The organism is Verruconatronum alginivorum (assembly GCF_056590205.1).
The window spans coordinates 3269904-3291834 of record NZ_JBWPVQ010000001.1 but is presented as its reverse complement, the minus strand read 5'-3'; the positions used below and the strand labels follow the sequence as shown (position 1 = coordinate 3291834).

Here is a 21931-nt window from a genome sequence, read left to right as displayed (position 1 = left end):
TAGCATCCGGCTTTCGCCGGATGACTGGAGCGGCGCGCTTTAGCCGCCGTGTGTGCCGAAGTTGACGGCTTTCGGCTGAAGCACGAAGTTCCGGCTTAAGCGCTGTTTCATCGAGTGAAAACTCGATGCTGCTATGAGGGTTTCGTGACAAGCGGAAAATGAAACCGTTGTTTGATTTATTTTTCTTAGGACATTCTTAAGATCTGCTTTCTTACCTTAGTTCCCCTAGCGGGGGTTTGGGGGCGGCAATGAGCCCCAATCTTTTGGCCTTTGGAGTTGCCCCCGGAAAGGAATGTCTCTCGTCCCCGGTCCCCTCGAACTGGCCGGGGGGACAAACTGCTATCCGCGCGTGCCTTAGAGGCAGCGCATTATAATTTATGCGACCCCCGGCGAGGCCGGAGGAAAAGAGGGACGGAGCAAGCGGCACAATCTACAGGAACGGATGAAAGTCCAAGCATCGAAACGTGCGCGCTCCACTCCGAAATCGGGTTCGCTTCAGGCAAAAAGATCAAAGAACAAAAAGGGAAGTTGGTTGCCCTCAGCCGACTGCAACCTCGGGCATCCTCAGGCCGAGCTTCTCAGGCGTGGTTTGACCGGTGGCCAACCGCCACAGATCGATGGCGAGCTTGCGGGCGGCCGCGACCGCGATCTTGCGCCGAGACCGGCCGCTGACAAGCTTCTCGACCAACTCGCGCACGGGCGGGTAATCGGGTTGCCATCGCACCATGCGCCAGACCGCTTCGATTAACAGGGCGCGTATTCGCGGATTGCCGTGCTTGTTTATACTCAGATCCCGGGAGGATCCTCCGCTTTGGTGAACCCCGGCACATAATCCGACGAAGCCGGCCACTTGACGCCGGTTCTTAAACCGTCCCCAGTCGCAGATCTCCCGCAGGAGCATCACCCAGGTCAGGGCTCCGATTCCGACCGGCAGAGGCTGTTTAACCTCCTCGACCAGTTCCTTTTTGATGGCCCTTTCCTTCTCGTCGAGCTTCAGCAGAATCTCACGCATTACCTCAAGTTGCTGGACCAGATACTCGGGTAATTCGAGACAGAGATCCTTCCATTTGCGCGGCCCCCACCAACGGCCTTTCACGTGGAATCCCTGCGCCAGCAACGCGCTTCGACCACGTGCCTCCCATCCACTCCGGCTCTTCTTGATCTGATCGCGCAGACGTGATCTCGCCCGCGCCTGTTCTTCCTCCTGGCTTGGCACACGAATGACCGTGAAGGCCTTCTTGTTGCCTCGCAAATAGCGGTCGAGTTGGTCGACCAGCCCCCGCGCATCAAGGTTATCCGTCTTTTGGTTGCGTCCGCCCGCCAGGCTCACCGGGGCAACCACGAAAACGGTGGCTCCCAATTCGGTGAGCTGGCGGTATAATCCATAGCCGCAAGGACCAGCCTCATAACAGGCATAAACCTTCAGGTCGGCGGCCACTAACTTGCCAACGAGGCGAACCAGTTCCTCGTGCTTCAAGCGCAACGGGCGTTGCGGCAAGCTGCCGTCCACCTGTAGGCAAGCCACGCCATCGCGGGCATGAAGATCGATCCCGAGCTTGACCTCCTGCCCATTGGACGAGACGATTCCGTTAATCAATTTGGAGAAGTTATTTTTCGATTGGTTATTCATATCGGGCGACATGTTGGAGAATTCTTTCCCACTTGTCGCCCTCATGTTATCTACGGGTAGCATCCGGCTTTCGCCGGATGACCGGAGCGGCGCGCTTCAGCCGCCGTCGTTGCCGAGGTCGGCGGTCTTCGGCTGAAGCACGAAGTTCCGGCTTAAGCTCTGGTTCATCGAGTGAAACCCGATGTTACGCGGTAGCATCCGGCTTTCGCCGGATGACTGGAGCGGCGCGCTTCAGGCGCCGTCTGTGCCGAAGTTGACGCTCTTCGGCTGAAGCACGAAGTTCCGGCTTAAGCTCTGCTTCATCGAGTGAAAACTCGATGCTACGCGGTAGCATCGAGTTTTCGCCGGATGACTGAAGCGACTAAAGCCGGAACTCCAACAGGACAGACGCCCCACGGCGGGAAGGGTTATCATCCCTCATTCATAATTCATAACCCATAATCCATCCTTTCTTCTCATCGGTGTCGTCCGTGGCGGATGATGTCGATGACGATCCAAACACTCAATACGGCGGACAAGAGATAGCCGACGATCCCGATCGCCGGGAATCCGAACAGGTAGGGCTGGATGCCGGTGGTGATGATCAGCGACGAGCCGATCAACAGCGAGCCGATGATCACCCCGAGCGTGATCCGGTTGCTCGCGGTATTGAGCGAGTCGCTGACACTCTCCAGCCCTTTGTGGTGGAAATTGACGGTGAGGTCATCGTTCTCGATCCGGCGGAGGATCCGTTCGCACTCCGCGGGCAATTCCTTGATCAACTGAACCGCCGTGCCCACCGCCAGACCGGCGTCCTTCAAAAGCACCCGGAGGCTGTGCCGTTCGCGTTGCAGTTGCCGGATCATCGGTTCCGCCGCCTCCCGGATGTCGAACTCCGGGTCGAGTTGCTCCGCCATTTCCTCGATCGAAAGCACCGCCTTCGCCATCAACGAATAATCCTGCATCACATCGATCCCGTTGCTGCCGAAGATATAGAACAACCTCAAAACCAACGGACCGATTTCCGCCCGCTCCCCCGCCAAATCAAGGTGCTCCCGAAGGGTGAAGGTGATCTCCTTCTCCATCTTCTTCATATCGGTCCGGCTGCTGGAATAAGACAGCCGCGCGGCGATTTGAACGATCCGCTCCGCGTCGTGGTCAAGCGCGGCCATGAACAAATCGGCCAGATGATACCGCATCCGGCGGGTCAATTGACCGGCCATTCCCCAATCGTAAAAACAGATCCGTCCGTCGGGAGTCAGCGCCAGATTACCGGCATGCGGGTCGGCGTGGAAAAACCCGGAGATCAATACTTGGTGCAACAACGAACGAGCCCCGTCGCGGGCGACTTTCCTCGGGTCTCCTCCGGTTGTCACCACTTCGTCGATACGAATGCCGGCCACCTTCTGCATCACCAGCATCCGTTCCGTGGTCAGCGTCTCGAACACCGCCGGAGCGAACACCTGCTCGGGAAAAGCGTTCTCCACGTTGAAGAATCGCATGTTGCGGGCTTCGTTGCGGAAATCGAGTTCCTTGAAGATCGCCGTCCGTAATTCCTGCAAAATCGACGGCAGATCGTAAGGCTTGAGCGTCTCCACCCGCTGGTGGAGTTGACCGACGAACCAGCCGAGGATGTCGAGGTCGGACTCGATCGTCCGGCGGATGTGAGGGCGCTGGATCTTGACGGCCACCTCCTCGCCGGTCCCCTTCAATCGGGCGTAATAGACCTGCGCCAGCGACGCGGCCGCGACCGGCGTTTCGTCGAACGATTCGAAAACCTCGTCCCACCGCCCCCGGAGTTCCTGGAGGGCGACTTCCCGCATCTCCTCGAACGGGTGCGGGCGAACATCCTTTTGCAGTTTCCGCAGCTCGAGAATCAAGGGTTGCGGGATGAAATCGGGGCGAGTGCTAAGAATCTGACCGAATTTCACGAAGGTCGGCCCGAGATCTTCGCAAGCCATCCGCAGCCGCACCCACTCGCCCAAATGCTCCTTCGGCTTCGGAGCGATCCGCCGGATCACCCCGGGATGTCGGTCCAACTGTTGCAACAAGTCGTTGAAACCGTACTTCGCCAGGACGGTGGCGATTTCCTTCGCGCGAACCGCGTTGTTATAGAGGTCGAGAGGATTCAGCACGGGAAGAGAAAGCCGAAAATCGAAGGTCGGAGGTCAGAGTCGAACGTGGGAAAACGCGCAACGGAGGCCGATTCGCGGCCCTCGTGGTGCGTCGGACAAGAGTGCCGGAAGAGAACGCCCTCAAGCCATCGGCGGCGATGGCGGAGCCTTCGGCGGAGGCGCCTTCACTCCCCCTTCGGTCTTAGCCCCGGAAACATCATGCAGATCGCGCGCCGCCTCCTTTTCTTCCAGGACGCTCACCCGCAGTTCGAGTTTCCGGAACTCCTCCTTGCCCACCCATTCGCCTCGGCTGAACATCTGGGCCAGATTGTTGCTGACCTCCTTCTGGGTCCGCTCGAATTCCGCTTTGCCATCTTTGGCGATCTTCTCGGCCATCCGTTCGGCTTCCTCGCGGGTCAACTTCCCCTGCTCGACGAGTTCCTGCAACATCGTCTCCACACGTTCCTTCGTAGTGACCGCGGCGCCGATGCCCGCGAAGACCGTTTTCTTCAAAAGTTCCAACATGATAACTCCTTCTCCAGTTCGGGTTTCGTTTCGCTTAATCTAAGGCCTGCATCGAGCAACATCAAGGTTCCGACGAAAGATCCGGATCCCGTCCGCCGAAATCGATTTCGGATGCATCGTCATCCGCCCCATCTCTTTCGGCGAGCCGTGTTCCCGCGCGGTATTCATCCCGTAATTCTTCCGCCAGAGCCTCTTGCCGCTCGCTGGAGAGATTGGGGGAATTGCGCAGCTCCGTCAAAGCTAATTGCATGAGCGAACGCCGGTCCTCCTCCAACTCGCGCCCGCGGGCGGCGGCCGCCTCATGATCGAGACTCTCCGGATCGACATTCGCCAGCGCCTCCCGCACTTCCTCGCGCTCCGCCTCGAGCTCCCTCAACTGGCGGGCGATCGACTGCAACTCGGGCGATTCCGCCATCGTCTCCCGCCAAAGCTCGGATCCTTCGACCATTTCGACCGGCTCGACCGAAGTTCCCGTCTCGGCATCGTCAACCACCATCAACTGAAGGGGAGGCGGGGCCGTCCGGGTCTGCTCCGTCGGCTCCGTCGGCTCCGCATCAGGATCGCCGCCCGCGGTGGATCCGCTCAACGACAACGTCCGCGTCGCCTCCCCGAATCGAACCAAGACCTCGTTACTGTCGGGATCGTACCCCGTCACGGCGATGCCGTAGCGCTCCCCATGCAACCGCACCCAAAAACTCTCGCCGGTCTCCCGGTCGTGCAGACTGATCTGCGTCTCGTCCGGAAACGACAAAATCCCCCTCCACTCCAGCCGCCCCAGGACTTCCTCCGGCGAAGCCGCCTCCACACGCTCTTCCGCCTCCGGCTCCTCCTGCTGCGCAAACAGCGTCGGGGTCGCCCCGAGCGCGCACGAAACCACCCCCGCCCCCAAGATCAACCGCCGCCATTTCATCTGAATTCCCCTCATAGTCCATTCTCCGTTTCCGATTTAACGTTGCCGAGAAACGCCCGATTTTCAAATGGCGAGGGCGCGTGGCGCGGCCAAAGCGCGCCGCTCCTTCATCCGGCGAAAGCCGGATGCTACCGCCGCATCGAGTTCTCACTCGATGAGACAGAGCATAAGCCGGAGCTTCGTGCTTCAGCCGAAGACCGTCGGACGCGGGGGACGTCCCCAGACTCCGCCAACCTAACGACGGCGGCCAAAGCGCGCCGCTCCTTCATCCGGCGAAAGCCGGATGCTACCGCCGCATCGAGTTTTCACTCGATGAGACAGAGCATAAGCCGGAGCTTCGTGCTTCAGCCGAAGACCGTCGGACGCGGGGGACGTCCCCAGACTCCGCCAACCTAACGACGGCGGCCAAAGCGCGCCGATCCTTCATCCGGCGAAAGCCGGATGCTACCGCGTAACATCGAGTTTTCACTCGATGAAACAGAGCATAAGTGGAGCTTCGTGCTTCAGCCGAAGACCGTCGGACGCGGGGGACGTCCCCAAACTCCGCCAACCTAACGACGGCGGCCAAAGCGCGCCGAGGCTTCATCCGGCGAAAGCCGGATGCTACCGCGTAGCATCGAGTTTTCACTCGATGAAACAGAGCATAAGTGGAGCTTCGTGCTTCAGCCGAAGACCGTCGGACGCGGGGGACGTCCCCAAACTCCGCCAACCTGACGCCGGCGGCTTAAGCGCGCCGATCCTTCATCCGGCGAAAGCCGGATGCTACCGCGTAGCATCGAGTTTTCACTCGATGAAACAGAGCATAAGTGGAGCTTCGTGCTTCAACCGAAGACCGTCGGACGCGGGGGACGTCCCCAAACTCCGCCAACCTAACGACGGCGGCCAAAGCGCGCCGCTCCTTCATCCGGCGAAAGCCGGATGCTACCGCGTAGCATCGAGTTTTCACTCGATGAGACAGAGCTTAAGCCGCGGCTATAGCGAGCCGCTCGTTTCGTCCCTTTCCATTTCAGCCTTTCCGTCTTTTCCCTTTTTCGTATTTGTTTCTCCATGCGAAAACAGAAGTGGCTGAACAAACAGGTCTTCGGGTGGGCGATGTTCGATTTCGCCAACCAGGCGTTCACTTTGGTGATCCTGACCACCATGTTCCAAGTTTACTTCGTCGAATACATCGTCGAGGACGATCCTTCGCTCGGACGGCGTTTGTGGGCGATGTGCGGGATCGTCACCCAACTGGCGATTATTTTCGCCGCGCCCGTCATCGGGGCAATGGCCGATTTCTCCGGGGCGAAAAAGCGACTGCTTTTCGTCACCTACGCCGGTTGCGTGGTGTTCACTGTCATGCTGGGACTGATACCGCCAGGCGCTCTCGCCGCCGGAATCACCGTATTCATTTTAGCCTACTTGTTTTACGCCGCCGGGGAAAACTTCCTCGCCTCGTTTTTGCCGGAATTGGCCCCGCACCGGGTGATGGGGCGGGTCTCGGCGTTCGGCTGGACCCTCGGCTATATCGGAGGGCTTCTTTGCCTGACGGGAGCCGTCATCATCACCACCCTCTGGCCAGGGGCGACCGGTTACCGGATCGTCAGCGTCTGGGCCGGACTTTTCTTCCTCGGTGCCGCGATTCCAACTTTCCTATGGCTGAGGGAAAAGAAACAACCGGAAACCATGCCGCCCGGACAAACCTATTTCACCATCGGATTTTTCCGGCTGGCCGAAACTTTTCGGTCGCTACGCGATTACCAATGGTTGTTCCGCTTCGTCGCGATTCTGACCGTCTACCTGGCCGGGATGCAGGCGGTCTATTGGTTCGCCGGCTCCTTGATGCGCAGCTTGGGCTTCGACGAATTGAAAATGGGACTTTTCGTGCTCCAACTGACCGTGACCGCGATCATCGGAGCCATTTTCACCGCCCGTTTCCAAGACTCCATCGGCACCCGCAACTTCATCCTCGGCTGCATTCTCCTTTGGGGAGTCACCATCGTCTGTGTCGGTTTCGCCGACCGGGAATGGATGTTCTGGGTGGTCGGCAACTTCATCGGCCTTGGCATCGGCGCTCTCGGCACTTCGAGTCGGGCGATGGTGGGTCTATTGAGCCCGGAACACAAGGCGGCGGAATTTTTTGGATTTTACGGCTTCGCCCACAAGCTTTCCGCTATCCTGGCGCTCGGCTGGATCGGCCTGGGGGAAACGTTTTTCCCCGATCGATTCCCGGTAATCGTCGCCTCGACCGGAATCTTTTTTGTGATCGGCTTTGCCGCGTTGCTGACCTTGAACGAGAAAGCCGGTCGGATCGCCGCGCTCAAAGCCGAACGTAATTTCCGGCGGCGGGCGCTTTGACGGCGTCCAACCCTACGCTCAACGGGTCAACACTTGCCCGGTCTGCGATGAGGGCATCGTTGCCTTATGCTCCCAATCCTGACTCGACGAAGAGCTGGCGCCCAAATATAACCCGGCGCCGGCAACGATCAGACAGATGAGGAGAGCGAAGATTGTCGCGGTATCTTTTTCTTCCATGTTCTAAAACCTTTGGTTGAGGATTTGAGGCCACCCACGATCAGAGAGAAGCGACGCGACCTTTATTGATTTAGACCCCGCCTAAGGTGGATCTGTTCATTTGGATTCCGGCATCCCAGTTCAGGCAGGGGCGGCAGGAAGTCATACTTATTTAATTCTCCCTTTATTCTCAGAAAAACAAACACCGGAAATGGGTTAAAAGTCGCATCAAATCAGGGTCCTGCAGACCGGTCGCAAACAAACTCTCTGCAACTCGCAATAAAACGTAAAAGTCGAAAAGAAGCGCCGATCCCGTTCCCGCACTACCTCCCAACCTATGGAAACCCCGAGGGGAGCCCTGAGGGAGAAGAAAGAAATCGTCTGCTATCCGGCCTCCAATCGGCTTGCGGAAAGAGGAACAAACCTTTAAACCTACCTGAACCCATGGGAAATCGGATGCCTTTCAACTCGACGGCGACGGCGGAGTCCGCTTTGGCGATCTCGGCCGTTGGAGTTTCCCTCTTGGCGGGTGGGCTCCTGAACGCTCCCTGGTTGGTTTTCGCGGCGCTGCTTCCGTTGGTCTTGCTCGTGCGCCCCGGCGTTTTCCTTGCCGCATCCGGACTTGGATTGATCGGAATCGGAATCTTGATCGCCTCAACCCAAACCGGAGACACCGCTTCGGCGGAACATCCTCTCTTCATTTGGCTGCTCCTAATCGCGGCGATGATCGCCTCGGTCGGTTTGACCGCTTTTCTTTCCCGGCGGCAACTCGCCGAAAGCGACACGCCGTCCACCGCCGAGGCAACCGTCGCCTACCATGACCACACCGTCCGCCATCTGATCGAAAAAGCGCCCTTTGGAATCTATCTGATCGATTCCGACTTTAAACTGGTTCAAATCAGCGACGGCGCTAAGAAGGTTTTTGAAGGCGTCGATCCCTTGATCGGACGGGACTTCGAAGAAGTTTTGCGATTGATCTGGAAAGAACCCTACGCAAGCAACGGGCTGGAACGTTTCCGTCGCACCCTCGAAACCGGCGAACCTTACTCCGCCCACAACGCTCCCGGAATTCGACTCGATGATCCCGCCCCCGAGTCGTTCGATTGGCGGGTCGAACGAATCACACTCCCCGATGGCCGCCCGGGATTGGTCTGTTATTTCTACGACCTCAGCGAACTAAAGACCATCGAAGCGGAAGTCCGTCACCGCGCCGAACAATTCGAAACCCTATTCAATGCCGCCCCGCTCGGCGTCTACTTGGTCGACGCCGACTTCCGCCTCTCCCACGCCAACCCAATCGCCCAACGAACTTTAGCGGAAGTTCCGGGCGGCGTAATCGGACGGGACTTCGAAGAACTCACCCGGGCCGTGTGGCCGTCCCCCCGGGCCGACGAAATCCTCCGAGTTTTCCGCCACACCTTGGAGACGGGTGAAGCCTACCATTCGGGTGAAATGGAAGAAGTTCGGGCCGACCGGGGAGTCACGGAGTGCTACGAATGGCAAACTGAACGCATCCTTCTCCCGGACGGTCGCAACGGCGTGGTTGCCTATTTCCGAGACATCTCCGAACAAGTGAAAGCCCGGCGGGGCATCACCGAATCGGAAGCCCGTTACCGAACACTCTTCGACTCGATCGACGAAGGTTTCTGCATTCTCGAGGTGGTCTTCGACGAAGGTGAAATCCCAATCGATTATCGCTACCTTTCCGTCAATCCTTCCTTTGAAAAGCAAACAGGCATCAAGAATGCCGTCGGTAAAACGATCCGCGAACTCATTCCGGATTTCGATGGCCCCTGGTTCGGGATCTACGGAAAAGTCGCCGTTACCGGAGAGCCGACCCGCTTCGTCGAATACGCGGAGGCGATGAACCGTTGGTTCGACCTCTACGCGTTTCGAGTCGGGACTCCCGCGGACCGAAAGGTCGCGGTTCTTTTCACCGATATCACCGAACGGAAAAAAGCCGAAGCCGCGTTGGCTCACCTGACCGAAAAAACCGACCGCGAACGGCGACTCTACGACACCATCATCAACAGCACGCCGGACTTGGTCTATGTCTTCAGCCTCGATTATCGATTCACGTTCGTCAATCGGGCCTTATTGAACATGTGGGGCCGGACCCTCGAAGATTCGCTCGGGAAATCCTTGTTGGAGATCGGCTACGAGCCGTGGCATGCGACGATGCACGAACGAGAGATCGACCAAGTCGTGGCCACCAAAAAACCGATCCGGGGGGAGGTCCCGTTCCCCCACGCCGTCCTTGGCGAACGGATTTACGATTACATCTTCGTTCCCGTGTTCAACGAAGCTGGCGAGGTCGAATTGATTGCCGGCACCACCCGTGACATCACCGAACGTAAACGAGCGGAAGACGCTCTCGCTGAAGCTCGGGAAAACCTGGCCACCCACGCCGCGACCCTGGAAAAGACAGTCGCCGAACGAACCGAACGACTCCGTGAAACCGTGGCCGAACTCGAACACTTCTCCTACACCATCACCCACGACATGCGAGCGCCGCTGCGGGCGATGCAGGCCTTCAGCGAAATCCTGAAGGAGGATTACCGGCACCGACTCGACGACGAGGGCCGCGACTTTCTTCGTCGCATCATCGAAGCGGCGCATCGGATGGATAACCTCATCACCGATTCCCTCAATTACGCCAAGGCAATCCAATCCGAATTGCTTCTCGAACCAGTGGATCCCGCGAAACTCCTGCGAGGTATGATCGAATCGTATCCACAATTCCAATCACCCCGCGCCGAAATTAAGCTTCGCGAGCCGTTTCCCTCCGTCATCGCCAACGCCGCCGGCCTCACCCAATGCTTCTCCAACCTCCTCGGCAACGCGATCAAGTTCGTCGACGACAACACCGTTCCCCGGATCGAGGTTTGGCCCGAAGACCATGGCGACACCGTTCGCCTTTGGTTCGAAGACAACGGCATAGGAATTCCACCCGACCAACACGAGCGGGTCTTCACGATGTTCCAACGGCTCAGCAAAGAGATTGAAGGAACGGGGGTCGGCCTCGCCCTCGTCCGAAAGGTGGTGGAGCGAATGCGGGGCTCGGTCGGGGTCGAATCATCTCCCGGAGAAGGCAGCCGGTTCTGGATCGAATTGAACAAAGCTTCTCCCTCCCTATCACCATGACTTCCCCAACCTCCCGTGCCCCCATTCTTTACGTCGAAGACGAGGAAAACGATGTGCTCCTCTTGAAACTCGCCTTCAAGCGGGCCAGCTTGGACACCCCGATCCAAACCGTTTCGGACGGCGGAAGGGCGATGGCCTACCTCCGCGGCGAAGGCGATTTCTCCGATCGCGCAAAGCATCCCCTCCCCGGTTTGGTCCTGCTCGATTTGAACCTCCCCCAACAGGATGGTTTTACGATTCTGGAACGGATCCGGACCGAGGAAAGCTTCCCCCCGATCCCGGTGGTCGTCTTCTCTTCCTCGGACCACCCGGCCGACCGCGCGCGCGCGGAACAACTTGGGGCCGCCGCCTACTCCGTGAAACCGTCCAGGATCGACCAATTGATCGACTTCGCCACCACGCTCCACGCGCAATGGCTTGTCACCGACTGACGCCGCCCGCCCGAACAGCCCACACCCTCGTCACCAGACCAGCAATCCGCCGGCGAAGGTGAATCCGGCGCCGACCGAGCAAAAGATGATCCGGTCGCCCGGGTTGAAAATCTCCTCTTCGGCCGCCCAGCCGAGGGCCATCGAAACCGATGCCGCGGAAGTGTTGCCGTATTTACCGATCGTGACCACGAACTTCTCGAACGGAATGCCGACCCGCTTGCTCACCGCCCGCAGGATCCGCTCGTTCGCTTGGTGGGGCACGATCCACGAAACGTCGTCGGCCGTCATGTTCTGGCGCTTCAACGTCTCCTCAATGATGTCCGAAAAAGCGATCACCGCTTGTTTGAACACCACCGGACCGTTCATCGACAGGTAAAACAGGTCGAGGTTCGCCGGGTCGGGCAACGGCATCCGGGCTCCTCCGCCACTGCGTTGGATCGCGTCGAAGTACTTGGCGTCGCCGCTCAATTGCATCCGCCCCAGCCGGTGGCCTCCTTCGGCTCCCGTGAGAATCGCCGCGCCCGCGCCGTCGCCGAACAGGAAAGCGGTGGCATGGTCCTTCGGATTGGTGATCCGCGAGAGCAACTCCGCCGTGACCACCAAAACCTTTTCGGCGCTGCCGCCTTGAATCAGCGCCCGGCCGACCTCCAAGGCATACAACCAACCGGAACAGGCGGCGTTCAGATCGAACGCGAGAGCCTTCGAAGCACCCAGAGCCCGAGCCAGCGCGCTGGCGGCGCTCGGCACCGGTTGGTCGGGGAGGATCGTCGCCACGATGATCCCGTCGATCTCGGCCGCCTTCATTCCGGCCTGTTGAAGCGCGTGTTCGACGGCGATGGTCGAGAGGCTGGTGGCTGATTCGTTTTCCCCCGCGTAGTAACGTTGCTCGATGCCGGTGATCCGGATGATTTCCTCCTCGGTCATGTCCGGGAAGGCTTTCAAAATCTCTTTGTTCGACCGAATGGTCTTCGGAACCGCATAACCGATCCCGGCCACGCAGACGGTTTCGTCGACCGGTTTTCCCGCCTCCGACCGTGGCGCCGGAGCTTTTTCCGGAGCGGCCTGGGAAGAGCGGAGATAGGCCAACACGTCGTCACCCGAGACCCGTCCGCCGGGACCGGTTGCCTCGATGCCGGTGATTTGATCGGGATCGAGTCCGTTTTCGCGGGCCAGTTTGGCCGCCCGCGGCGTCCAGAGCGGGCCAGCTTTCGGGGCCGGGGTCGAAGTGGTTTCCGGGGCCGGAGCCGCCGTCTTTCGCGGAGCCCGCCCGTTGCCATCGCCGTTGCCGCTGGACTGTTTCTCCGGGGTGGTTGTCGATTGGGATGGGGCGGCCAAAATGCTGTCGGCCGAACCGGCGGCGATGGTTTCGGCGGGAGTGGCGTCGACGTCGTCGACCGCCAGGTGTTTCAAGCTGCCATCGCGGGTTTCCAAACGGAGAAACGGACCGCCGGAGGCGAGGATGTCGCCGGCGCGGCAGAACACCTTTTTCACTTCGCCATCGCAGGGGGCTTCGTAGTCGAAAACCGATTTGTCGCTCTCGAATTCGGCGATTCGTTCGCCCTTCGCGATGGCGGCCCCGGGTTGGACGAAAATGTCGATCAAGGTCAACTCGCTGACCGTGGCTCCCATGGAAGGAACCGGAATATCGATGATGAAGGAACTCATGCTTGTTTGCCTGGTGTCACTCGGATCAAAAGCGGTTGTTCTACGCCGCCGAAGTGGATTGGTCAACCTTTCGGCTCATCCCGCCGCCGCGGCCGGAGGTCAGCCACGGCAGAGTTTCCACAGCTCGACGCATTTTGCAATCAGCGAGGGGAGTTCGCTCAGCGGCACCATATTGGGACCGTCGGAGATGGCCGCGTCGGGATCGGGATGGGTTTCGAGAAACAATCCATCGGCTCCGGCCGCCAACGCCGCGCGGGCCAACGGCGGCACGAATTCCCGCTGGCCGGAGCTTTTTCCGCCGCCGCCCCCCGGGAGTTGGACGCTGTGGGTGGCGTCGAAGATCACCGGATGGCCGTTGCCTTTCATGATCGGAAACCCGCGCATGTCGACCACCAGGTTTTGGTAGCCGAAGGTGGTGCCCCGTTCGGTTTGCCAGATTTCCGCGGCGCCTCCTTCTTCCAGTTTTCCGCAGACGTAGCGCATGTCGCCAGGCGAGAGAAATTGGCCTTTTTTCACGTTCACCGTCCGGCCGGATCGGGCCGCTTCCAACAACAGATCGGTTTGTCGGCAAAGAAAAGCGGGGATTTGCAGGACGTCGCAGACCTCCGCCACCCGCTCGACTTGGTCGCGTTCGTGGATGTCGGTCACCACCGGGAAACGGTATTCGCGCGAAACCATCGCCAGCAGTTCCAACCCCGCCTCCATTCCGGTCCCGCGGTCCCCGGCGAGGGACGTCCGATTGGCTTTGTCAAAGGAACCTTTGAAAATGATGGTCAACTCCGGTTGTTCGTCGCGGATCCCGGACAGAACTTCGGCGACCGCCCGGCAGGTCTTCTCGTTTTCCAGCGAGCACGGCCCGGCCAGCAGGAGCAGTTTTTCGGTATCGTGGATCACGGCGAATCAGCTCCGACGATGTTTGAGCGAGGCTTCGATGAAGGCGGCGAAAAGCGGGTGGGCCTTGTTCGGTTTCGATTGGAACTCCGGGTGGGATTGCACCGCGACGAACCAGGGATGCTCCTTCAACTCCACGATCTCGACCAACGAGCGGTCGGGGTTGATGCCGGAGAAGACCATGCCCTTTTCTTCCAGCGCGGCCATGTATTTGTTGTTGAATTCGTAACGGTGGCGATGGCGCTCCCGCACTTCCTTCTCGCCGTAGGCCTTGGCCGCCAGAGTTCCTTCCTTCAAGGTGCAGGCGTAGGTGCCGAGGCGCATGTTGGCCCCTTTGGTAAGCAGACCTTTTTGGTCAGACATCAGATCGATGACCGGATCGGGCGTCTCCGCGTCGAATTCGGTGCTGTTGGCCCGGGTCAAGCCGGCGACGTTGCGGGCGAACTCGATCACCGCCACCTGCATTCCGAGGCAGAGGCCGAAGTACGGGATCTTCTTTTCCCGGGCGTAACGGGCGGCGATGATCTTCCCCTCGGTTCCGCGGTCACCGAAGCCACCCGGAACCAAAATTCCGTCCAACCCTTCGAGACGGCTTTCCCCGTCGGTTCCTTCCAACGTTTCGGCGTCGATCCGGACCACCTCGACCCGGCAATCGTTGGCGATGCCGCCATGGGTGAGGGACTCGTAGATCGATTTGTAGGCGTCCTGCAATTCGATGTATTTGCCGACGACCCCGACCCGGACCTGATTGGCCGGATTCTTGAGGCGGCGCAGGATGTCGAGCCAGTCGTTCATCGGACGGAACGGGGCGTCGAGGGCGAGGTGTTCGACGACCAGATCGTCCAACTTCTCCTGCTGGAGCAGCACCGGCAGTTCGTAAATGGAAAACTCGACGTCCATCTCCTCGATCACCGCCCGGACCGGGATATTGCAGAAAAGACTCAATTTCTGGCGCAACTCGTCGTTCAACGGATGTTCGCAGCGGCAAATCAGGATGTCCGGCTGGATCCCGATCTCGCGCAGTTTCGCCACGCTCTGCTGGCTCGGCTTGGTCTTCAACTCCCCGGCGGCCCGCAGGAATGGCACCAAGGTCACGTGGATGAACAAGGTGTCCCGCGATCCGACTTCGAGGGCAAATTGCCGCATCGCTTCGAGGAACGGCAGGCCTTCGATGTCCCCGGTCGTTCCGCCGATTTCGGTGATCAACACGTCGACATCCTTGCCCGACTCGTAAATGCGGGCCTTGATCTCGTTGGTCACATGGGGGATGACCTGCACCGTCGCCCCGAGGTAATCGCCCCGGCGCTCCTTTTGAATGACCGACTCGTAGATTTGCCCGGAAGTGAGGTTGTTGAAACGGGAAAGTTTTCCTGAGGTAAACCGCTCGTAGTGGCCCAAGTCGAGGTCGGTCTCCGCCCCGTCGTCGAGCACGTAAACCTCGCCATGCTGGAACGGGTTCATCGTGCCCGGATCGACATTCAGATAGGGGTCGAACTTCTGGATCTTCACCGACAAGCCGCGATGCTCCAGAAGAGCGCCCAACGCCGCCGCCGTTAGACCTTTACCCAATGAAGAGACGACCCCCCCGGTCAGGAAAATATACTTCATGAAAGGTAATCAGGAGAATCTCTGGCAAATGACAAGAAAAAGTCGGACCGGACCGAAAGGTTTGCCGGGAACCGCGGCGGAATCAGGCGAACAAAAACCATCCGCCCACCAGCATCACCAGCGCGGCCACCACCCCGACAATCATCAGCCATAGACCGAACCGAAAAATCTTTTCGGCGATCACCACGCAGCCCGCCAAAAATATCACGCTGACCACCAGGATCAACCAAAGCGGCTCTCCCTCGAACAATCCAAAATATCGGCCCACCCATCCCATCGCCGACCGTGATACCGCAACCGAACACCGGATTCAACCCCCGGATTACTAATCTCCGGATCCCTCGACCGGGGCGAGCGCCAGAATTGTCGAGATCATCCGCTCGGTATCTCCCGCTTTCGGCAGAAAATCAGCGGCGCCCGCTTCGATCATCGACCGGGCCGTGGTAGGATCGTCCTGGACCGATAATCCAATGACTGTCACCTCCGGAAAAGCGCGCCGAATCTCGCGGGTCGCCTCGATGCCGTTCATCCGCGGCATGTTCAGATCCATGAGCACGACGTCGGGCGAAGTCACTTTGACCGCCTCCACCGCCATGGCGCCGTCCGCCGCCTCCCCGACGACCAACAGGCGCCGGTCGCCATTGATGATATTGGCGATTCCCTCCCGGACGATCGCGTGGTCATCGACCACCAGCACCCGAATGCGGAGATCGGTGCTAATGGCCGCCCGCTGTTGCTCGCGGGCGGGCGCCGGACGAAACGACCGGGCGACGTCCGCGGTGATTCCCGTCGTGAGCGACTCCCGTAGCGGAATTTTCAATTCCACCCGAGTCCCCCGCCTTGGCGAAGACTCGATCGTCATCGATCCCCCCAATGCCGTAAGCCGCTCCCGGATACTGAAAAGGCCGAATCCTCCAACCGGCCGCCGCCGGGCGATTGAATCTACGTGGAATCCCTGGCCGTCATCGACGATCGCAATCTCCAAAAAACCTTCGGTCTCGCCCACCGAGACCCTCGCCTCGTCAACCGCGGCATACTTGGCGACATTGAACAACAGTTCCCGCACGCATTCGAACAGCAAAGCCCGGATGTCGTCACTCAAGGGATGCCTTTTCCCTTTATCTTCGATGATCACGGTCAAGTCGTGCCGTTGTTTCATTTCCGACGCCAGCCAATGGAGGGCCGGCACCAAACCGCCTTCGTAAAGCGTGGGCGGACGCAATTGCCGGGTGAGATCCCGCGCCGCCTCGACCGCCTCGCCGATCCAACCAGCCGCCTTCCTTACCGCCTCCTTGCTCTCCGGCTCCGCCGCCTGGCGCTCAAGCACCTCCATCTGCATGTTGGCGGCGACCAACAACTGCTGCAAATCGTCGTGCAGGAGTGCCGCCAGGCGCTTGCGTTCGCGCTGTTCGGCCGACGCCAATTCCGCCGCCAAATGGCGCAAGCGATCCGTCAACTCCTCAAGCTCCGCCGTCCGTTCGATCACCCTATGCTCCAAAGTCTCGCTGAAACGACGCAACGCTTGCTCACTCTCCCGCAAGGCCCGCTCCCCGTCCGCCCGTTCGGTGATATCGGCGCTCGTCCCGACGATCCCCAAATAATCGCCATCCGCGGAAAAACGAGGACGCCCCCAGGACTCGATCCTGCGCCAACGCCCCGATCCGTCGCGAACCCGAACTTCAGCGTGGAACGGAGACTTCCGCTCGATACAACGAACGAACTCCCGGGTGTAGGCTTCGGCATCGTCCGGATGCATCAGGATTTTCCACTCTCCCCCGCGCATCTGCTCCCGGGTCACCTTAAAAAACTCGCAAAAGGTCCGGTTGACGAATTCCTGTTCCCCCTTCGCATCGTGCACCCAGACGATGAGCGGAAGGCCATCGGCCATCGCGCGAAACCGTTTCTCGCTTTCCTGGATCCGCTGCTGGGCCAAGGCATGGGCCGAAACATCGACGAAAAAGCAAACCACTCCCCGCCTTCCGTCAGCCAACGTGACCCGATGGATACTCCAGTCGTAATACTGCGTCCCTTCATGCCCCGCCAGGGCTCCTCGGAACGTCGGAGCAAAATACGACTCCCCCGAGTCAAGAGTTACGAGGAAGCGGTGCGCGATCGTTTCCGCCTCCTCCTTCTCCATGATCATTCCCAAAACTTCCTTCAAGTCGGCTCCGATCAAGCGTGACGCGCCGCGAAACACCGGTTTGGCCCCTTCGTTGACTTCAACCATGCGGAGGTTCTCATCGACCAGATACATCCCGAAGGGAGCTTTGCCAAAAACCTCCGCGCGGAAAGCTTCCGTGGCATCCGAAACCTGTTCGGCCTTTTTCAAGTCATCGATGTCCGTCGTGGTGCCATACCATTTCGCAATTTGGTCGCCATGCCGCGACGGCAACGCCCGGCTCAAGAACCAACGGGCAGACCCGTCGACCATGACCAATCGGTGCTCAATCTGATAGGCTCCTCCCGTGGCGGTCGCATTTCGCCACGCATTGACCGTCGCATCGAGATCCGCCTCATGGAGGACCTGCTCCCAATTCCAATTCCCATCCTGGCAATAACGAAAGCCTGCGAATTGCTTCACCCGGTCATTGAAATAATCGACCGTCCCATCGGCCTGCGCGGTCCAGACGAACTGCGGCATCGCGTCGGCCAAACTGCGGAACCTCTCCTCGCTCCAAAGCAATTCCCTCTCCGTCTTGCGCCGACGCAACGCGGTCCAAACGCGGTCGGCGGTCTCGCGAACCAACCTCGTCTCTTCATCCCGCCAAATCCGCGGAACGGCTCGGTGAGCGTAGAGAACCGCGACCAATCGATTTTCCGCGACCACCGGCACGTAGACCGCCGCCCGCGCCCCGAGGCGGCCAAGCACTTCACGCACCACGCCTTGCCCGGATCCATCCAACGCCTCCCGATCATTCGTCACAAACGGTTCTCCTGCGGAAAGCCGCGAAAGAAAATCGGCGCCGAATGCCTCCCAATGGCGGTTCGCCTCCAAACCGGACAGGCGCTCGGAATGCCATTCCGCTCCAGCCGCAGCGTCGTCGCTTTTGTCGGCGATCACAAAAAAACCGACCCCGTCAGCGCCCAGAACTTCGCCGAGGGGGCGACAAACGGATAAGATCGTCGCGGCCAATTCACCCGACTTCCGCAAAAGATCGCTCAACTCCAATAAAAATTTCTCGCGCCGTTCGCCCAAGACCCGCTCCGTCGTTTCTACCGCCAGATGCAACATGCCGGCGATTCCGCCATCGTCGTCCCGGAGAGGACTCAATCCCCAATCCAACCATGCTTCTTCCTGGGTCGAGTTACGGCGGAGCAAAAAACGGCTGTCTTTCAAAAAGACCGATTCCCCGGCGAGGCACTTGTCCACGGCCGGCCCCAAAACCTCCATCGCATCCGGCCAAAGCGAGGCGAGGGGCCTCCCCAGGTTTTCCTTTTTTCCGCCGAGAAGAGCGGCATAGGCGTCATTAAAAACCGCCGCCTGCTCCGCCCCCCAAAAAACCGCGGCGGGAGCATGCGTCCCCATCACGATTTCGGCCGCCTGACGAAGCGAATTCGACCAGTTTTTCAATGGCCCCAACGGAGTAGCGTCCCAATCGATCTCACTCGAAAAAATCTTGTTTCGTCGTTCTGTCATGCGGCCCCCGGCCTTGGTTCACACCGATCCCGGAAAGCCGGTCGACCGAACCTCCGAAACGGATTCGGTACTATGGTCCGCACTGGCCAGAGGTCAACGAACAAGTCGCACCTGAACGACAAATCAAGCGGCGATGCGGGAGAGCTTCGGTTCGCGACCGAAAATCTTCAACGCCTCTTCGCCACTCACTTCTTCCTCGTCCAACAGACGCTGCGCCAACTGGTCGAGTTCCGCGCGATGTTCCTTCAACAACGTCAGGGCCCGTCCGTAGGTCTCTCGTAAAATCCGCCGGATTTCCTCATCGGCCTTCTCCGCCGTCGCTTCACTGAACTCGCGCGCGTGCGACATCTCCTCTCCGAGGAAAACCTGCCGGTCGCCGTCGCCGAGGTGCATCTGATCGAGGGCCTTGCTCATTCCGTATTCCACCACCATCTTGCGAGCCAACTTCGTCGCTTGGTGCAGATCGTGGGTCGCGCCGCTGGTCGCCGTCGAGAAGACCAACTCCTCCGCCGCCCGACCGCCCATCATCACCGCCAGATGGTCCAACACGTATTCCTGACGATAGATGTATTTCTCTTCCTCCGGCAATTGCTGGGTCACTCCCATCGATTGGCCGCGGGGCACAATGGTGATTTTCTCAATCGGGTCGGCCGTGGAACTTAGAATACTGACCGCCGCGTGTCCGGCTTCGTGATACGCCAGCAGTTTCAAATCTTCTTCGCTAAGATAAACTCCTTCGCGTTTCCGGCCGAGGACGATCCGGTCGCGGGCCGCGTCGATGTCGGAGTTTTCGATCAAATCCTTATTGGCCAGCGTCGCGTTCAAGGCCGCCTCGTTCAAGAGATTCTCCAAGTCGGCCCCGCTGAAACCGGGGGTCGCCCGGGCCACCCGTTCCAGGTCGACCTCCTCGGCGAGGCGACGTTTGCGGGCATGGATTTTCAAAATCATCAGTCGGCTCGGCCGGGTCGGCAGATTCACCGTGACCTGACGGTCGAAACGACCGGGACGCAACAACGCCGGATCCAGGACGTCGGGCCGGTTAGTGGCCGCCATCACCACCACGTTTTCATTTTCCTCAAAACCATCCATCTCGCTCAACAACTGGTTGAGCGTCTGCTCCCGCTCGTCATGCCCCCCGCCGACCCCGGCCCCGCGGCGTCGTCCGACGGAATCGAGTTCGTCGATGAAGATGATGCTCGGCGACGCCTTCTTCGCTTCCTCGAACATTTTCCGCACCCTGGAAGCCCCGATCCCGACGAACATCTCGACGAAATCCGATCCGCTGGTGCTGAAGAACGGCACGTCCGCCTCCCCCGCCACCGCCCGGGCCAGCAGCGTTTTCCCCGTGCCCGGCGGTCCGACCAACAACACCCCTTTCGGAATCACCCCGCCGAGGCGCTTGAAATGCTTCGGATTCTTCAAAAACTCGACCGTATGGCGCAACTCGTCCTTGGCCCCTTCGGTGCCGGCCACGTCGTCGAATCCGACCTGCGCCTTGCTCTTGTCGAACAAACGCGCCCGGCTTTGGCCGATCGAAAGCATCCCCTGACCGCGGTTGCGCATTTGCGAAAAGAGGAAGAATCCGATCAGCAGCAAAAAGAGGAACGGCGTCATATAAAGGAGGATCATTCCCCACCCCATTCCCGGCTCGGCCCGCACCTCCAATTCCACTTCGTGCCGCTCGATCAGGGCGAGCAATTCGTCGTCGCCGACCGCCGGAACGCGGGTTTGAAAAACTTCGACCGACACACTCTCGTCGCCAACCGTTTTCTCGATCGGCGATTCGAATTCGCCTTGGATTTCGTTGCCGGTCAGAACCACCTCCCGGACGTTTCCTTCCCGCAGCTCGGTTTTGAAGCGGTTGTAATTGACTGTCTCCGCCTCCTCTCCGCCGAACGGCCGAAGCAGGAAGAAGCCGACGATCAACAGCAACAGCAGCCAAACGAAGATGCCCTTGCCGGCCCCCGGCTGGGCGGGCGGCGAAGAATGTTGCGGGTCGTGATCCGGATGATTGGCCATAACGATTCGACGGAGCCGCATCCACCGGGATCGGCTCCTTCATCCGTTATCGTATCCGTCCGCCGCCGTTCGGGCAAACGGGCGAGGCCCCGCTCAGGGCTTTCCCGAGGTCCCGCCCCGGGGCGGGAAACTCACTCGACTTCGACGACGACCTGGATTTCGACCGTCGAGCGGAGCGGCAGACCGGCGACCGCCACGGCGGCCCGGGCGTGTTTCCCCTTTTCCCCGAGGACGGCCGCGAACAGATCGGAAGCGCCGTTGATCACCTTTGGGCTGTCGGCGAAATCGGCGGTGGCGTTGACGAAGCCGTTCACCATCACCACCCGTTTCACCGCATCCAACGTCCCCAACGCGCCTTGGATCGCCGCCAAAGTATTCAAGGCCGCAACCTTCGCCGCCTCGTAAGCCGTCTCGACCGTCTGCTCCGCCCCGACCTGGCCCGCATGGGTGATCGCGCCATCCTTCATCGCCAGCGTGCCGGAGATATACAGCAGATTCCCCGTCCGCACCGCCGGAACGTAATTCCCCGCCGGCTTCGGCGCCGGAGGCAGTTCAAGTCCAAGTTCCTTCAATTTCGCTTCAACGCTCATTTAAACCATTCGTTACCCGAATCCTCCCCGATGCGCAATCTTCTCGTTGCGGATCGCATCGCTCAAAGACCTTCACACCCATCGAAAAGCGACCTGCCACCCACCGGAAAACAGCCTCCGGCCCCTCCCATCCCTTCCCCCACTCCCGGCGCTCCGCCCCCCACCTTCACGACATTCCCTGACCCGATCGGGTCAGGGAATGTCGTGGAGGCGGGGATCAAATCCGGCGTTTCGAATTGACTCACAATAGCTTGAGGAAGATTAACCGGCAGATCAGGCCAGGGCCGATTGAAAT

Annotated in this window: 15 protein-coding genes; 3 read left to right on the top strand and 12 right to left on the bottom strand. The window is 59.8% G+C overall.

Translation table 11 applies throughout. The annotated features are described in order from the left end of the window. Positions 1-538: 538 nt before the first annotated feature. The 4 genes from ACWUI2_RS11675 to ACWUI2_RS11660 all read right to left on the bottom strand — a co-directional run bounded on the left by ACWUI2_RS11675 (position 539) and on the right by ACWUI2_RS11660 (position 5173). Complete coding sequence (locus tag ACWUI2_RS11675) at positions 539-1675, bottom strand: IS110 family RNA-guided transposase (protein ID WP_486981276.1); 1137 nt, start codon at positions 1673-1675, stop codon at positions 539-541. A gap of 410 nt (positions 1676-2085) precedes the next feature. Then, positions 2086-3744: an ABC1 kinase family protein gene (locus ACWUI2_RS11670; RefSeq protein WP_486983023.1), complete on the bottom strand. Its 1659-nt coding sequence runs from the start codon at positions 3742-3744 to the stop codon at positions 2086-2088. A gap of 120 nt (positions 3745-3864) precedes the next feature. Then, the gene (locus ACWUI2_RS11665; RefSeq protein ID WP_486983022.1) at positions 3865-4248 is read right to left on the bottom strand and encodes a phasin family protein; all 384 of its coding nucleotides are present in this window, start codon (positions 4246-4248) and stop codon (positions 3865-3867) included. Between the two features lie 61 nt (positions 4249-4309). After that, positions 4310-5173 carry a hypothetical protein gene (locus ACWUI2_RS11660; protein ID WP_486983021.1) on the bottom strand — a complete coding sequence of 288 codons (864 nt, stop codon included), beginning with the start codon at positions 5171-5173 and terminating at the stop codon, positions 4310-4312. Between the two features lie 1032 nt (positions 5174-6205). On the opposite strand from ACWUI2_RS11660, the gene ACWUI2_RS11655 reads away from it, so the two are divergent. Beyond that, positions 6206-7495 carry an MFS transporter gene (locus ACWUI2_RS11655; protein WP_486983020.1) on the top strand — a complete coding sequence of 430 codons (1290 nt, stop codon included), beginning with the start codon at positions 6206-6208 and terminating at the stop codon, positions 7493-7495. Between the two features lie 18 nt (positions 7496-7513). On the opposite strand, the gene ACWUI2_RS11650 is transcribed toward ACWUI2_RS11655, so the two are convergent. Continuing rightward, positions 7514-7672 (bottom strand): hypothetical protein, encoded by a 159-nt coding sequence (locus ACWUI2_RS11650; RefSeq protein ID WP_486983019.1) that lies wholly within the window; start codon positions 7670-7672, stop codon positions 7514-7516. Positions 7673-8107: 435 nt separating this feature from the next. On the opposite strand from ACWUI2_RS11650, the gene ACWUI2_RS11645 reads away from it, so the two are divergent. After that, positions 8108-10795, top strand: coding sequence for a PAS domain-containing sensor histidine kinase (locus ACWUI2_RS11645; protein ID WP_486983018.1), 2688 nt, complete (start codon positions 8108-8110; stop codon positions 10793-10795). Next, a complete protein-coding gene (locus ACWUI2_RS11640; RefSeq protein ID WP_486983017.1) occupies positions 10792-11226 on the top strand; it encodes a response regulator in 435 nt (144 codons plus the stop codon). Before ACWUI2_RS11645 ends, ACWUI2_RS11640 begins: the two co-directional genes overlap by 4 nt. 30 nt (positions 11227-11256) lie before the next feature. On the opposite strand, the gene ACWUI2_RS11635 is transcribed toward ACWUI2_RS11640, so the two are convergent. The 7 genes from ACWUI2_RS11635 to ACWUI2_RS11605 form a co-directional block, all read right to left on the bottom strand. Next, entirely contained in the window at positions 11257-12891 is a 1635-nt protein-coding gene (locus ACWUI2_RS11635; protein ID WP_486983016.1) for a beta-ketoacyl-ACP synthase 3, read from the bottom strand. A gap of 99 nt (positions 12892-12990) precedes the next feature. Further along, on the bottom strand, positions 12991-13785 hold the full coding sequence (kdsA, locus tag ACWUI2_RS11630) for a 3-deoxy-8-phosphooctulonate synthase (RefSeq protein WP_486983015.1): 795 nt from the start codon (positions 13783-13785) through the stop codon (positions 12991-12993). A 6-nt stretch (positions 13786-13791) separates the two neighbouring features. Then, positions 13792-15390 carry a CTP synthase gene (gene pyrG / locus ACWUI2_RS11625; protein WP_486983014.1) on the bottom strand — a complete coding sequence of 533 codons (1599 nt, stop codon included), beginning with the start codon at positions 15388-15390 and terminating at the stop codon, positions 13792-13794. 82 nt (positions 15391-15472) lie between these two features. Beyond that, complete coding sequence (locus ACWUI2_RS11620; protein WP_486983013.1) at positions 15473-15667, bottom strand: hypothetical protein; 195 nt, start codon at positions 15665-15667, stop codon at positions 15473-15475. A 48-nt stretch (positions 15668-15715) separates the two neighbouring features. Next, the gene (locus tag ACWUI2_RS11615; RefSeq protein WP_486983012.1) at positions 15716-19027 is read right to left on the bottom strand and encodes a PAS domain S-box protein; all 3312 of its coding nucleotides are present in this window, start codon (positions 19025-19027) and stop codon (positions 15716-15718) included. Positions 19028-19150: 123 nt separating this feature from the next. After that, positions 19151-21046, bottom strand: coding sequence for an ATP-dependent zinc metalloprotease FtsH (gene ftsH, locus ACWUI2_RS11610; protein WP_486983011.1), 1896 nt, complete (start codon positions 21044-21046; stop codon positions 19151-19153). Positions 21047-21177: 131 nt separating this feature from the next. Then, positions 21178-21636 carry a RidA family protein gene (locus ACWUI2_RS11605; protein ID WP_486983010.1) on the bottom strand — a complete coding sequence of 153 codons (459 nt, stop codon included), beginning with the start codon at positions 21634-21636 and terminating at the stop codon, positions 21178-21180. Positions 21637-21931: the final 295 nt, after the last annotated feature.